Origin of the sequence: Streptomyces marokkonensis (assembly GCF_008312835.1) — a bacterium.
GTDB lineage: Bacteria > Actinomycetota > Actinomycetes > Streptomycetales > Streptomycetaceae > Streptomyces > Streptomyces marokkonensis_A.
The window spans coordinates 100,305-115,664 of the sequence record NZ_VSKS01000021.1 but is presented as its reverse complement, the minus strand read 5'-3'; the positions used below and the strand labels follow the sequence as shown (position 1 = coordinate 115,664).

3 protein-coding genes and 1 pseudogene are annotated in these 15,360 nt (G+C 75.9%); 3 read left to right on the top strand and 1 reads right to left on the bottom strand.

What is annotated here, in order from left to right:
* Position 1: 1 nt before the first annotated feature.
* Positions 2-239, bottom strand: a pseudogene (locus tag F1615_RS37185) (alpha/beta hydrolase); the annotation flags it as partial.
* Between the two features lie 151 nt (positions 240-390).
* Here F1615_RS37185 and F1615_RS29120 point away from each other — a divergent pair.
* The 3 genes from F1615_RS29120 (at position 391) to F1615_RS29110 (ending at position 15,354) form a co-directional block, all read left to right on the top strand.
* A complete protein-coding gene (locus F1615_RS29120; RefSeq protein WP_149552040.1) occupies positions 391-6,684 on the top strand; it encodes a non-ribosomal peptide synthetase in 6,294 nt (2,097 codons plus the stop codon).
* Positions 6,685-6,817: 133 nt separating this feature from the next.
* Positions 6,818-14,128 carry an amino acid adenylation domain-containing protein gene (locus F1615_RS29115; protein ID WP_149552039.1) on the top strand — a complete coding sequence of 2,437 codons (7,311 nt, stop codon included), beginning with the start codon at positions 6,818-6,820 and terminating at the stop codon, positions 14,126-14,128.
* Positions 14,125-15,354: a cytochrome P450 gene (locus tag F1615_RS29110; RefSeq protein ID WP_149552038.1), complete on the top strand. Its 1,230-nt coding sequence runs from the start codon at positions 14,125-14,127 to the stop codon at positions 15,352-15,354. The genes F1615_RS29115 and F1615_RS29110 overlap by 4 nt, the downstream gene beginning before the upstream one ends.
* Positions 15,355-15,360 lie beyond the last annotated feature (6 nt).

Sequence of the window (15,360 nt, the reverse complement as noted above, 5' to 3'; positions counted from 1 at the left end):
GCAGCCGGGCGAGCCATGTGGTGCGGGCCGGCGGGACGCGGCCGGGATCCGCGCCTGCGGGTGCAGGGCGTCGCACCCGTGGAAACCCCCTGCCCCGACCTGGAGTCCGGCCCGGCCGCCGACTGTCCGGATGCGGGTCGCGTAGTCGGTGTCCTCGTCCCGGAAGACCTCGGCGGAGCCGGTGTCGCTGGAGGTGGCCGGCAGGCCGGGAGATCGGCGGCGAGTGCGGGTGGGACGTGGAAGCGGATCCGGCTCCAGGAGGTCCGGCTGCTGCTCGCCACGCACCCGGGCGGCGTCACCGTACCTCTGCTCGCGGTGCTGCGTCTTCTTCCCTATGGGCCCCCGGCCGCCGGCGGCAGTCTGCTGCAAAACACCGCTTGGAGGCTCACAGTGACAGCAGGACCGGCCCACGACAAGGCTCCGAACGACGTCGACCCCGGCGCGGCATCCTTCGCGCAGCGCCGCCTGTGGTTCCTGGACCAGTTGGCCGGTTCCTCGACCGGATCCATGCTTCCCCTGGTCCTGCGGCTGCGGGGCCCGCTGGACGCGGACCGGCTGGAGCGGTCGCTGTCCGGGATCGTGGCGCGGCACGAGGTGCTGCGCACCCGGTTCCGCGCCGTCGGCGGGGAACCGGTCCCGGTGGTCGACCCGCCCGCGGACGTGGCACTGGAGCGGGTCGAGGCGGACGGGCCGGAGGAGTTGTTCGCGCGCCGGCTGGGACGCCCCGTCGACCTGTCGGCACAGCACCCGGTGCGCGCCGTGCTCGCCCGCGTCGCCCCCGACGAGCACCTGCTGCTCGTGGAGGTGCACCACATCGCCGTGGACGGCTGGTCATGGGGCGTCCTGCTGGACGAACTCGCCGCCGGCTACCGGGGTGAGCCGGTGGCGCCGCCCGCCCTGCGCCACGCCGACCTCGCCCGCGCCCAGTCCGAACGGCTGCGCGGCGAACGGCTGGAGCGGCTCCTCGGCCACTGGCGCGAGCGGCTGCGCGGTCTCACCCCGCTCGACCTGCCCACGGACCGGCCGCGCCCGCGGGTCTGGGACGGCTCCGGCGACGTGGTCCGCTTCGAGCTGCCGGCCGGCCTGGTCACCGCGGTCGACGCCCTCGCCCGCTCCCGGCGCGTCACCCGGTACACCCTTCTGCTCACCGCCTACCAGGCGCTCCTCGGACACTGGGCGGGCCGTACCGACGTCGCCGTGTGCAGCACGCTCGCCGACCGGGCCCGGCGCGGCGCCGACACGCTCATCGGCCCCCTGGTCAACACCGTCGTGCTCCGCGCCGACCTGGCCGGAAGGCCCGGCTTCGGCGCCCTGCTGGACCGGGCGCGCGGTCGTGTGCCGGTGGACCTCGCCCACGCCGAGGCCCCCTTCGACCTCGTCGTCGGTGCCCTCGGCGGCGCCCGGGACCTGTCCCGCCACCCGCTCGCCCAGGCCTCGTTCACCCTGCTCAACGCGCCGATCCAGCCGGTACGGATGCCCGGCCTGGAGGTGACGCTGGTCGAGCCGCCGCTCGCCGAGACGCCGCTGGACGTCTTCCTGGACCTGACCCTGCGGACCGACGGCAGCGTCGCCGCCGTCCTCCAGTACGCCACCGCGCTCTTCGACGCCGCCACCATGCGGGCCTTCGCCGCCACCTACACGGCCCTGCTCAGGGCGGTCCTGGCCGATCCGGACACTCCCGTGCAGGACCTGCTGCGTGCCCTGTCCGACGGGCCCGCCGGCCGCGGCCGGCCCCGGCCCGAGTGGCACCGCGCACCCGACCGTCCGGCGGAGCCGGCGGAGCCGATCGCCTTCCGCGGCGATCCCGGCGCCACCGCGCTGCGCTGCGGCGAGCACAGCGTCAGCTACGCCGGGCTCGACACCATGACCGGCTCACTGGCCGCCGCGTTGCGCGCCGCCGGGGTGGGAGCGGGCGACCCCGTCGGCGTGCTCCTGCGCCGCGGCCCCTGGTCGGTCGCCGCCGTCGGGGGTGTCTGGCGGGCGGGGGGCGTCTACGTGCCCCTCGACCCGGAACTGCCCGCCGAGCGGCTGCGGTACATGGCCGAGGAGGCGCGGCTCACCTGCGTGGTCACCGAATCCGCCACCGCTGGCCTCGCCGCACCGCTCGCGGCGGTCGCGGTGGACGTCGCCGCGCTCCCCCCGGCCACGGACGCTCCCCGTCACCGGCCGCACCCCCGTGAACTGGCCCACGTCATCTTCACCTCCGGCTCCACCGGCCGCCCCAAGGCCGTCGGCGTCGAACACGCCGCCCTCGCCTCGCACGTCGCCGCCGCCCGGCAGCGCTTCGGGATCACCTCCGCGGACCGCGTGCTGGCCTTCGCCTCCTTCGCCTTCGACGCCTCCCTGGACCAGGTGCTGCCCGCCCTCACCTCCGGCGCCACCGTCGTCATGCGGCCCGACGAACCCTGGCTGCCCACGCAGCTGCCCGAGATCGTCCAGCGGCACGGACTCACCGTCGTCAACGTGCCGCCCACCTATTGGTCGGAACTCACGCTCTGTCTCGACCGGCGGCTGGCCGGCGCCCTGGGCTCCCTGCGGCTGCTGATCCTCGGCGGCGAGGCCGTCCCGGCCGACACCCTCGCCGTCTGGCGCGCCGCCGTGCCCGGGGTGCGGGTCTGCAACGCGTACGGGCCCACCGAGACCACGGTCACCGCCACCACCCACGACGCCGACGGCCCGCCGGGGGACACCGTGCCCATCGGCAGGCCTCTGGGCGACCGCCGCGTGTACGTCGTCGACGCGGACGGCGAACCGGTGCCGGTCGGTGTCGGAGGCGAGCTCCTCATCGGCGGCACGGAGGTGGCCCGCGGTTACCTCGGGCACCCCGCGCTCACCGCCGAGCGCTTCGTACCCGACCCTTACGGGCCGCCCGGCGGCCGCCTCTACCGCACCGGCGACCTCGTGCGCTGGACGCCCGGCGGCGAGCTGGAGTTCCTCGGCCGCCGCGACGACCAGGTCAAGATCCGCGGCTTCCGGATCGAACTGGGCGAGGTGGAAACGGTGCTGCGCGCCTGCCCGCCGGTCGCCGCCGCCGCCGTCCGCCCCGACCGGGCCACCGGACGCAGCCTGACCGGCTACGTCGTGCCCGCCCCGGACGCGACCGCCGCCCCCGGCCGGGCGGAACTGCGCGCCTGGTGCGCCCGCCACCTGCCGCACTACGCCGTGCCGTCCGAGTTCGTCGTCCTGGACGCCCTCCCGGTCGGCGTGTCCGGCAAGCTCGACCGCTCCGCCCTGCCCGACCCCGCGCACACCCGGTCCGCCGACGACCCCGCGTACACCGCGCCCCGCGACGAGACCGAGCGGGTCGTCGCCGAGGTGTGGGCCGACGTCCTGGGCCTGGACCGGATCGGCATCGACGACGGCTTCTTCGACCTCGGCGGCCACTCCCTGCTCGCCACCATGGCGGTCTCCCGCATCGCCGTGCGCCTCGGCCGGGAGATCGAGCTGCGCACCCTCTTCGAGCACCCCACCGTCCGCGCGTTCGCCCCGAAGGTGGCCGCGGCCCGCGCCGGCTCCACCGCGGAGGTCGTCCCCGTGGACCGCGGCGGGCCGCTGCCGCTGTCCTTCGCGCAGGAACGCCTGTGGTTCCTGGACCGCACCTCCGACCGGGGCGACGCGTATCTGCTGTGGTACTGCTGGCGGGTGCGCGGCGGCCTGGACCGTGCCGCGTGGCAGGCGGCCCTGGACGACCTCGTCGAGCGGCACGAGGTGCTGCGTACGGCCCTCGTCGAGTCCGACGGCCGCCCCGTGCAGCAGGTCTGCGACCCGGCCGCGGTGCCCCTGCTGTGGGAGCGGGCGCCCGAGGCGCCGGACGAGGGGGCCCGGGTGGCGGCCGTACGGCGCCTGGCCGCGGCGCACGCCACCCGCCGCTTCGATCTGGCACGGCCGCCGCTGCTGCGGGCCGGCGTGTGGGAGCTGGCCGCCGACGACCACGTGGTCCTGCTCGCCTTCCACCACGCCGTCACCGACGGCTGGTCCAAGGGCGTGCTGCTGGACGAACTCGGCCGGCACTACGCGGCCCGCCTGGCGGGCGGGCACGCCTCGCCCGCGCCGCTGCCGGTGCAGTACGGCGACTACGCCGTGTGGCAGCGCGACCGCGCCGAGAGCGGGGCGCTGGAACCGCAACTCGCCTACTGGGAGCGGATCCTCCAGGACGCCCCCGTGCTGGAACTGCCCACGGACCGGCCGAGGCCCGCCGCCTTCACCGGCCGGGGCGGCGCGGTCGAGATCGACCTGCCCGGCGCGCTCGTCGACCGGGTCGACGCCCTCGCCCGCGAGCGCGGCGCGACCCGCTTCATGGTGCTGGTGGCCGCCGCGCAGACGGTGCTGGCCCGCTGGACGGGACAGACCGACGTCTGCGTGGGCACGCCCGTCGCCGGACGCGGACGGCTCGAACTGGAGCCGCTGGTCGGCTTCTTCGTCAACACCGTCGTCCTGCGCACCGACCTGTCCGGGCGGCCCTCCTTCGGTTCCCTCGTGGACCGGGTGCGCGACGTCGTCCTGGGCGCCTTCGACCACCAGGAGGTGCCGTTCGAGCAGGTCGTGGAGCGGCTGCGCCCGGAACGCGACCTGTCCCGCAACCCGCTGTTCCAGGCCATGGTCGACGTCCAGGAGTCCGTCACGGCCGGCACCGGCCTGCCCGGTCTGGAGACGGCCGACTTCGCGCTGCCCTGGGGGTCGGCCAAGTTCGACCTGACCGCCACCTTCGTGATCCGGCCGGACCGTTTCGCGCTCAACGTCGAGTACGCCGCCGACCTGTTCGGCCCGGACACCGCGACCCGGTTCGCCCACCACGTCGGCCGCGTCCTCGAGGCCCTGCTGGCCGACCCGGACGCGCGCGCCGACGAGGCCGCCCTGCTCTCGGCGGACGAGCGGCGGCGCCTCCTCGCCGGCGCCGGACGGGACGCGCGGCCCGCGCCTCCGTTCGAGGTGACGGGCCCGCCGCACGCCCCGGCCGTCGTCTGCGAGGACACGGTCATGGACCACGCCCGCCTGGACGCCCTCACCGGCGGGCTGGCCGCGGCCCTGGTCCGCGCGGGCACGGTCCCCGGCGACGCCGTGGGCGTGTGCGTCGGCCGCGGCGTGTGGTCCGTGGCGGCGATGCTCGCCGTCTGGCGGGCGGGCGGCGTCTACGTCCCGCTCGACCCCCGGCTGCCCGAGGAGCGGCTGCGGTACATGTGCGAGGAGGCCGCGGTACGGCGCCTGGTGTGCGACGCGCGCACCCGGGACCGCGCCGCCGCCCTCGGGACCGGTGCCGTCGACGTCGGCGACGTCCTCCCCGATCCCGCCGGTCCCCGCCACGTCCCCGGCGGTGACGACCTCGCCTACGTCATCTTCACCTCCGGCTCCACCGGCCGCCCCAAGGCCGTCGGCGTCGAGCACCACGCCCTGGACGCCCATGTCGCCACCGCCCGCGAGACGTTCGGGCTGACCGCGCGGGACCGGGTGCTCACCTTCGCCTCCACGTCCTTCGACGCCTCGCTCGAGCAGATCCTGCCCGCGCTGAGCACCGGGGCGACGGTGCTGGTGCGCCCCGACGAGATCTGGACGCCGGAGGAGCTGGCCGCGTACGTCGCCGCCGAGCGGGTGACGGTCATGGAGCTGACCCCCTCGTACTGGACGGAACTGGTGGCCCGTCTGGACGCGCTCGCGCCCCGTCTTGCCTCCCTGCGGCTGCTGGTGACCGGAGGGGAGACGCTGCCCGCCGACCCCCTGGCGCGCTGGTTCGCCCACCTGCCGGGGGTGCCGGTGGTCAACACGTACGGCCCCACCGAGACGGTGATCTCCGCCACGGCGCACACCGTGGCCGCGGCCCCGGACGGCCGGGTGCCCATCGGCCGGCCCCTGGGCAGCCGCCGCGCCTACGTGATCGACCCGCTCGGCGAACCCGTCCCGGACGGTGTGCCCGGGGAACTCCTCCTCGGCGGACCGGAGACGGCCCGCGGCTACCTCGGACGGCCGGCCCTGACCGCCGAGCGGTTCGTCCCCGACCCGTTCGGCACGCCCGGCGGCCGTCTCTACCGCACCGGTGACGTCGTACGCCGACGGCCCGACGGGAACCTGGAGTTCCTCGGCCGCAACGACGACCAGGTCAAGATCCGCGGCTTCCGCGTCGAACCGGGTGAGGCCGAAGCGGTGCTGCGCGCGCACCCCGGGGTGCGGGGCGCGGCCGTCGTGGTGCGCCCCCTGGGCGGCGAGACGGCCCTGGTCGGTTACGCCGCGGGCGACGGACTGTCCGAGGAGTCCCTGCGCAGGCACTGCCGGGCCCGTCTGCCCCACTACCTCGTGCCGGCCGCGTTCGTCCTCCTGGACGCCCTGCCCCTGACCGTGCAGGGCAAGCTGGACACCGCCGCCCTGCCGGACCCCGAGGCGTCCGCGCCGCAGGCCGGCGTCGCACCGCGCACCCCGGCCGAGACCGTCGTGGCGCAGATCTGGTGCGAGGTGCTCGACCTGCCGAAGGTCGGCGTCCACGACGACTTCTTCGCCCTGGGCGGCCACTCCCTGCGCGCGGTCGCGGTCGCCTCCCGGCTGCGGACCGCCTTCGACTGCCCGCTCCAGGTCCGCGACCTGTTCGAGCACCCCACCGTGGAGCGGCTCGCCGCCGAGGTGGAGCGGCGCCTGCTGGAGCTCATCTCGCAGATGAGCGACGACGAGATCGGCCTGTCCCTCACGGCCGACCTCTGACGCCCGGCCCCCGGCGGCGGTCCGCGCCCGTCGTCCCGGCGGCCGGCGCGGCCGCGGGGACGGCGGACCACCGCCCGGCGACCGCGGCCCCACCGACTTCCTCCTTCACCAGAACCGAGATCGGAGCGCCCCCATGACCACACCCGACGTGCGTCCCGGCCCCGTCACCACCGGCGGCGCCCTCTCCCCCGCCGCCCGGCGGCTGCTGGAACAGCGGCTGAGCGGCCGGGCCGCCGCCCGGGACACCGGCCCGGCCCGGGTCCGTCCGCGCCCGGAGCGGATCCCGCTGTCCGCGGCCCAGCAGCGCCTGTACTTCCTGGACCGGATCGACCCCGGCGCGCCGACCTATCTGCTCCCCGCCGCCTGGCGTCTGACCGGCCCGCTGGACGTGCCGGCCCTCACCGCGGCCGTCGCCGGCCTGGCCGACCGGCACGAGCAGCTGCGCGTGGTCTTCCCCGAGCACGAGGGCGTGCCCCACCAGCGGGTCCTGCCCGCGGGCGGCACGGTCCTGGAGGTGACCGAGGTGACCGGCGAGGACGCCGGGGAGCGCGAACGCCGGCTGGCGGCCGCCGTGCACGCGGCCGCCCTGCGCCCCTTCGACCTCGCCCGCGAACCCGCCTTCCGCGCCACCCTCGTACGCTCCGCCGCCGAGGACCACGTCCTCGTCCTGGGGATGCACCACATCGTCTCCGACGGATGGTCCCTCGACCTCCTCGTCCGCGACCTGGCCGAGCTGTACCGCGCCGCGACGCGCGGACGTGCTCCGGAGCTGCCCGAACTCCCGCTGGACTACACCGACTACGCGCTCTGGCAGCGCGAGAGCGACCAGTCCGCGGCGCTCGAGCACTGGCGCGCCCGCCTGGCCGGCCTCACCCCGCTGGAGCTGCCGGCCGACCACCCCCGTCCGGAGACCCCCTCCGGCCGGGGGGCCGTCCACCGCGTCACCCTGCCGCCCGCCCTCACCGGCGCGCTCGCCGCGCTGGGCCACCGCGCCGGCACCACCCCCTACATGACCGTGCTAGCCGCGTTCCAGGCCGCGCTCGCCTTCCACACCGGACAGCACGACGTCGCCGTCGGCACCGTCGTGGCCAACCGGGAACGCGCCGAGACCGAGCAGCTCGTCGGCTTCTTCGTCAACACGCTCGTGCTGCGCGGCGACCTCTCCGACGACCCGACCCCGGCCACGCTGCTCGCCCGTACCCGGGACCGGGTCCTGGAGGCCTTCCAGCACCAGTCCCTGCCTTTCGAGCGGGTCGTCGACGCGCTCAGCCCCGACCGCGACCTGGCCCGCAACCCGCTGGTGCAGGTGCTCTACACGCAGTCCGGCGCCGCCGCGCCCGGCTTCGCCCTCGACGGGGCGGCCGGGACGCCGTACCCGATCGGCCTGACCACCGCCAAGTTCGACCTCACCCTGGACCTGCGCGACGGCGAGGACCGCACCGAGCTGGCCTTCGTCTACCGGCCCGACCTCTTCGAGGAGGCCACGGTCGCCGCCCTCGCCCGGCACACCGTCACCCTGCTCGAGGCCTTCTGCGCCACCCCCGACACCCCGCTCAGCGGCATCGACCCGCTCACCCCCGCCGAACGCGCCCACCTCCTCGGCGCCGACGGCCCCGCGCGCACCGGCGCCGCCGTCGCCCCCGAGCCGCGGACCGCGCCCGAGAGGTTCGCCGGGCACGCGGCCCGCACCCCGCACGCCGTCGCCGTCAGCGGATCCGGCCGCTCCCTGACCTACGCCCTGCTCGACGCCCGCGCCTCGGCCCTCGCGCGGCGGCTGCGCGCCGCCGGGGTCAGCCGCGGCTCGCTCGTCGGCGTCTGCCTCGGCCGCACCCCCGACCTGGCGGCCGCCCTCCTCGGCATCTGGCGGGCCGGTGCCGCCTACCTCCCGCTCGACCCCTCCCATCCGCGGGCCCGGCGCGAGTTCACCGTCACCGACGCGGGGATCGACTGGATCGTCACCGACACCGACACCCGCACCGCCGTGGACTCCCTGCCCGCCCGGCTCCTGCTGCTCGACGACTCCGACCAGGAGCACGCCCCGGACGACGGCGGGGACATCCGGCCGGCCCCGGACGACCTCGCCTACGTCATCTACACCTCCGGCTCCACCGGCCGCCCCAAGGGCGTGGAGGTCACCCACGCCAACCTGGCCTGGCTGCTGGCCGCCGCCGACCGGCACTTCGACTTCGGCCCCGCCGACGTGTGGACGCTGATGCACTCGCCCGCCTTCGACTTCTCCGTGTGGGAACTGTGGGCGCCGCTCACCGGCGGCGGACGCGTCGTCGTGCTGGACGCGGACGAGGTGCGCGACCCGGCGGCCGTGCACCGCGTGCTGCGCGAGGAGCGCGTCACCGTCCTCAACCAGACCCCCGGCGCCTTCAAGGGCCTGCGCACCCACCTCGAGAACGCCGGAGCCGGCTTCGACGACCTGGCCCTGCGCACGGTGATCTTCGGCGGCGACGCCTTCGACGTGCGCGACTACCGCGACTGGTTCGCCGCCCCCGGGCACCGTCCCGCCCTGGTGAACATGTACGGCATCACCGAGACCTGCGTGCACGTCACGATCCACACCGTGACGGAGGACGACGTCCGCGGCGCGGTCCGCTCGCCGATCGGACGGCCGCTGGCCGGACAGCACGGATACGTCCTCGACCCCTGGGGCCGGCTCGTCCCGCCCGGCACCGTCGGCGAGCTGTACGTCTCCGGCGGCGGCGTCGCCCGCGGCTACCGCAACCGGCCCGAGCTGACCGCCGAACGCTTCGTGGAGAACCCCTTCGGTGTCCCCGGCGCCCGCATGTACCGCACCGGCGACCTGGTGCGCGTGCTGCCCGACGGCCGGCTGGCCTACGTGGGCCGCGCCGACCACCAGGTGAAGATCCGCGGGTACCGGATCGAGCCGGGTGAGATCGAGACCGCGCTGCGCGCCCTGCCCGGCGTCCGGGACGTCGCCGTGGTGGCCCGCGCCGACGACGGCGGCACGGCCCGGCTGGTCGCGCACGTCGTCACGCCCGAGGCCCGCCCGCTCGACCCGCCCGCCCTGCGCGAGGGACTGCGGCTGCGCCTGCCCGACTACATGGTCCCGGCGCTGTTCGTCCGCCACGAGCGGCTGCCGCTGACCGCCAACGGCAAGGTGGACCGCGCCGCGCTGACCGCCGTGCGCGCACAAGCCGCCGGAGACCGCGCCCACGTGCCCGCCGAAGGGCCGGTCGAGCAGACCCTGGCCGGGGTGTGGAGCCAGGTCCTCGGCACCGAACACGTCGGCCGCACCGACAACTTCTTCGACCTCGGCGGCGACTCCATCCTCGCCCTGCGGCTGGTCGGCCTGGGCCGCCTCGCCGGGCTCGCCTTCACCGTCGCCGACGTCTTCCGCGCCCGCACCCTGGCCGACCTGGCCGCGCTCGTCACCGAGGCGGCCGGCGCCCCGGAGCCGGTCGCCCCGTTCTCCCAGCTGGACCCCGCCGACGCCGGCCGGCTGCCGGACCACCTCGCGGACGCCTATCCGCTCACCATGCTCCAGGCGGGCATGCTGCACGAGATGCTCGCCGACCCCCGGCGGGGCGCGTACCACAACGTCACCGATCTGAAGATCAGCGTCCCCGAGGGCTTCGACCTCGGCGCCTTCCAGGCCGCCGTCGACGCGGTGGTCGCCGGCCACCCCATCCTGCGCACCTCCGTCGACCTGGTCTCCTACCGCGAACCCCTCCAGCTCGTCCACCGCACCGCCCGCCTCCCCGTCGGCTACACCGACCTGCGCGGACTGCCGCGCGAGGAGCAGCGGGCGCGACTGCGCCGCTTCGTCGACGAGGAGTTCGACCGCCGCTTCGACCTGGCCGCCGCCCCTCTGGTCCGCATCCACCTGCACCACGTCACCGACCACGACCTGCGGCTCGTCCTCACCGACTGCCACGTCGTCCTGGACGGCTGGAGCCTGACCTCCCTCGTCGCCGACCTGCTCGCACTGCACCGGGAGGCCGTCGCCCACCGCACCGCACCGCAGCCGCCGAACGCGCCGCCGTTCGCCGAGTACGTCGCCCTGGAGCGCGCCGCCTCGCGGAGCGAGGAGTCACTGGCGTACTGGCGCGACCGGCTCGCCGAGCTGCGGCCGGTCACCCTGCGCCGCCGCACCGACGGCGCCGCGGAGGACCAACCGCCGGTCCATGAGGTCCGCCGCTCCTACGCCCACCTCGCCGAGCGCATCGGCCGGCTCGCCAGGGAAGCGGGCGTGCCGCGCCGCACCGTGCTGGTCGCCGCCTTCCACCACACCATGAGCCTGTTCGCCGGCCGCGACGACGACGCGCTCGGCCACAGCGTCGGCCTGGTCACCAACGGCCGGCCCGAACTGCCCGGCGCCGACCGGATGCGCGGCCTGTTCCTCAACACCGTCCCGTTCGGCGTGGCCCGCCCGCGCGGCACCTGGCTCGCCTACCTGCGGGACGTCTTCCGGGCCGAGCAGGACATGCTGCCGCACCGCAGGGTCCCCCTGGTCCGCATCGCCGAACTGCGGCCCACCGAACCGCGGCTGACCGACGCCGTCTTCAACTACGTCAACTTCCACCGCCTCTCCCACGACTCCTGGGACGACTCCCTGGAGATCGCCCGCACCATGTTCCCGCTGCTGGTCAACGCCAGCGTCAACGCCTTCACCCTCGACGCCGACCCGGAGTACGTCGCCCCCGCCACCGCCGAGCAACTGGCCGACGTGTACTGCGCCCAGCTGGAGGCCATGACCGCCGGCCCCGGGGGCCGCGTCACCCGGCCCGCCCTCACCGGGGCCGCCCGCGCCACCGCCCTCGACGAATGGGCCCGCGGTCCCGTCGTCCCGTCCTCCCCGCTGCTCCTGCACGAGCACATCGCCGGCCACGCCGCCCGCACCCCGGACGCCACCGCCGTCGAGCACCTCGGGCAGCGGCTCACGTACGCCGAACTGAACGAGCAAGCCGAGCAGTTGGCGCGCCGGCTGCGACGGCTCGGCGTGGGGCCCGAGACGGTGGTGGGCATCTGCGCCGAACGCGGCCCGGACCTGGTGCGCGCCGCCATCGGTGTGCTGCGCTCCGGCGGCGCGTTCCTGCCCCTGGATCCGCAGCACCCCGCCGAGCGGCTCGCGTTCATGGCGCAGGACAGCGGCATGCGCGTGCTGCTGACCCAGCGGCCGCTGGCCGGCACGGTGCCGTTCGACGGGCCGGTCGTCCACCTCGACGCCCCGGCGGAGCACCAGGAGCCCGTGCCGGGCGGCCCGGAGGCCGACGCCGACACCCTCGCCTACATCATCTACACCTCGGGCTCCACCGGCGTCCCCAAGGGGGTGGCCATCCCGCACCGCGGCCTGTCCAACATGCTCGAGGGCCAGCGCGACCTGGTGGACCCCACCCCCGAGGACCGCGTCCTGCAGTTCGCCTCGTTCGGATTCGACGCCTCGATCCTGGAACTGACCTGGTCCCTCTCCAACGGCGGCTGCCTGGTCACCGCCCCCAGGGACGACCTGCGTCCCGGACCCGACCTCGCGCGCACCCTGCGCGAGAACCGGGTCACCGCCGCCATGCTGCCGCCCAGCGCCCTCGCCGTCCTCGGCGAGGACGCCTTCCCGGGCCTCAGGGTGCTGCAGGTGGCCGGCGAGGCCTGCCCGGCCGAACTCGCCGACCTGTGGTCGCGCGGCCGCCGCTTCCAGAACGTCTACGGCCTCACCGAGACCTCCGTGTGGTCCCTCGCCGCCGAGCTGAGCCCCGGAGGGGGCCGTCCGCCCGTCGGCACCCCGATACGCAACACCCGGGTCCACGTCCTGGACGACGACCTCCAGCCGGTGCCGGCCGGCGTCCCGGGCGAGATATACCTCGGCGGCGACGCCGTCGGCCGCGGCTACCTGGGCCGGCCCGCCCTCACCGCCGCCACCTACGTCCCCGACCCGTACGGTGACCCCGGCGACCGCCTGTGCCGCACCGGCGACCTCGGCACGCACCGGCCGGACGGCTCCGTGGAGTGGCTGGGCCGCCGCGACTCCCAGGTCAAGCTCCGCGGCTTCCGCATCGAGCTGGGGGAGATCGAACACGCCCTCAGGCAGCTCCCGGACATCCGGCAGGCGGTGGTCCTGCACCGCACCGACCTGCCGGGCGAACCGGCCCTCGTCGCCTACCTCGTCGTCTCCGGAGCGCACCGGCCCGCCCCGGAGGAACTGCGCGGCGCCCTGCGGGCCTCCCTGCCCGGGTACATGGTGCCCGCACGGTTCGTCGTCCTCGACGAGATGCCGGTCAACCGCAGCGGCAAGACGGACAAGCGGGCGCTGCCCCTGCCGCCGGCCGAGGCCGACCGCACGGACACCGCGTACGTCGCCCCGTCCGGTGCCGCTGAGAAGATCCTCGCCGAGATCTGGCGCGAGGTGCTCGGCCTGTCCCGGATCGGCGTCCACGACGACTTCTTCCGCATCGGCGGCAGTTCCCTGTCCACGGTCCGGGTCTCCCTCATGGCCGCCGCGCGCGGCCTGCCGGTCTCCGTCGGCGACCTGATCGAGCACCCCACCCTCGCCCGGCTCGCCCGGCACGCCGTCCGGGCGGCGGGCGAGGGCCTGCCCGCCGCCGTCACCTCCGAGGTACGGCTGCGCGAAGGCACCGGGGAACCCCTGTGGTGCGTGCATCCCACCGGCGGCAGCGCCGCCTGGTTCGTCCCGCTCGCCCGCGCCCTGCCGCCCGGCCGTCCCGTGCACGCCTTCCAGGCGCGCGGCCTGCTCGGCGGCACCGACCCGAGCACCGTGACCGGCATCGCCGCCAACTACGTCGCCGAGATCACCGAACGCGGTGGCACCGGCCCGCACGCCCTGCTCGGCTGGTCCATGGGCGCGAACATCGCCCTGGAGATGGCCACCCAGCTCCACCGGGCCGGACACGCCGTCGCCCCGCTGGTCCTCATCGAGCCCTACCTGCCCAACCCCGCCGCCCGCGCCCGGCTCCTGGGCGTCACCCGGGACCTGCGCGAGGCCCTGCGCCAGCGCGACCGGCTGCGCGACCTGCCGCCCTCCCCGCAGCGCGACCGGGCCGGCGCCGAACTCACCGCCACCCTGCTCGGGGCCGGCATGAGCCCGTCGGAGGCCGCCCTCGTCGAAGGCGCCCCGATCGAGGTGTGGCACTCGCTGCTCGCCGCCCTCGCCGCGTACGAGGTCCGCCCGTACCCCGGTCATGTGCACCTGGTGGTGGGCAGCGAGGCCGCGGGACTGCCGCGCGGCCGCACCATGCCCGGCCTGGACGTCGACTACGACACCTACGTCGCCCGCTGGCGCGAGGTGGCCGGCGGCGGGCTGACGCTGCACGTCAGCGACGGCGACCACATGTCGATGATGGCCGAGCCCCGGGTGCGCGGCATCGCCGGCCTGCTCACCGGCATCGGGAACACCGGCACCGCACGGGCCGCCGGATCCGACGCCGCCACCGGACGCACCGGGACGGGAGAGACCCGATGACCACCCACACCCCCGTCTTCACCGAGCGCTACCTGCTCTCCCCCGACATGATCGCCGACCCCTACGGCCACCTCGACGCCCTGCGCGACCACGCGCCCGTCCACTGGAGCCCCCTGCACCACGCCTGGCTCGTCACCGGCTACGACCAGGTGATGCGCTGCCTGCGCGACCCCGCGGTCTCCGCCGACCGGGTGCGGCCCCTGATGGACGCCGTCCCGCAGGGTGCCCGCGAGGACGCCGAGCGGGCCTTCGGGATCCTCTCGCGCTGGATGGTCTTCAACGACCCGCCCGAGCACCGCAGGCTCCGCCAGGTCTTCCAGGAGGCGTTCGCCGCCCGCGCCGTGGCCCGGTACCGCGCCTTCACCGAGAAGGCGACCCGGGCCGTCCTCGCCCGCCGGGCGACGCCCGGCCGCACCGGCGACCTCCTGGCCGACGTCGCCCGACCGCTGCCCGCCCTGGTGTTCGCCCGCTGGCTCGGCATCCCGCCCACCGACGGGCCCTCCTTCTGGTACTGGAACACCCGCGTCGCCGACCTCGTCCTCGGCACCGCGCAGGAGGAGAGCGAGTACCGGGCCTCCCTGCAGGCGCTGGTGAGCCTCGACGACTACCTCGGCGCCCTCGTCGCCCGGCGCCGCGCCGAACCCGGCGACGACCTGATCAGCCAGGTGCTGCGGGAGGGCCGGGTCGGCGACTCGGTCACCGAGGAGGAGTTCACCGGGATGCTCACCCAGATGGCGTTCGCGGGCGGGGAGACCACCAGCAACCTCATCGCCAACACCGTCCTGGCCCTGCACACCCGTCCCGGCCAGCTGGCCGCCGTCCGGGCCGAACCCGAACTGGCCCAGGGGGCGGTGGAGGAGACCCTGCGCCTGGACGGCCCGTCCAAGATGTCCATCCGCACCGCCGCCCGCGACCTCGACCTCGACGGCCGCACCCTGCGCGCCGGGGACCGGATCTTCCTCGTCACCGCCGCCGCCAACCGCGACCCGGCCCGCTTCCCCGACCCCGGCCGGTTCGACGTCCGCCGCTCCGGCGCCACCCACCTCGGGTTCGGCTTCGGCGCGCATTTCTGCATCGGCGCGGCCCTGGCCCGCCTGGTCGCCGTGGCCGCCGTCCGCACGCTGGTGTGCGACCACCCCGGCCTGACGCTCACCGACCCCGGCCGCCCCGCCTGGCAGCCCTCCCTGCTCAACCGCGGGCTCACCGCCCTGCCCGTCCACTACTGACCGGCC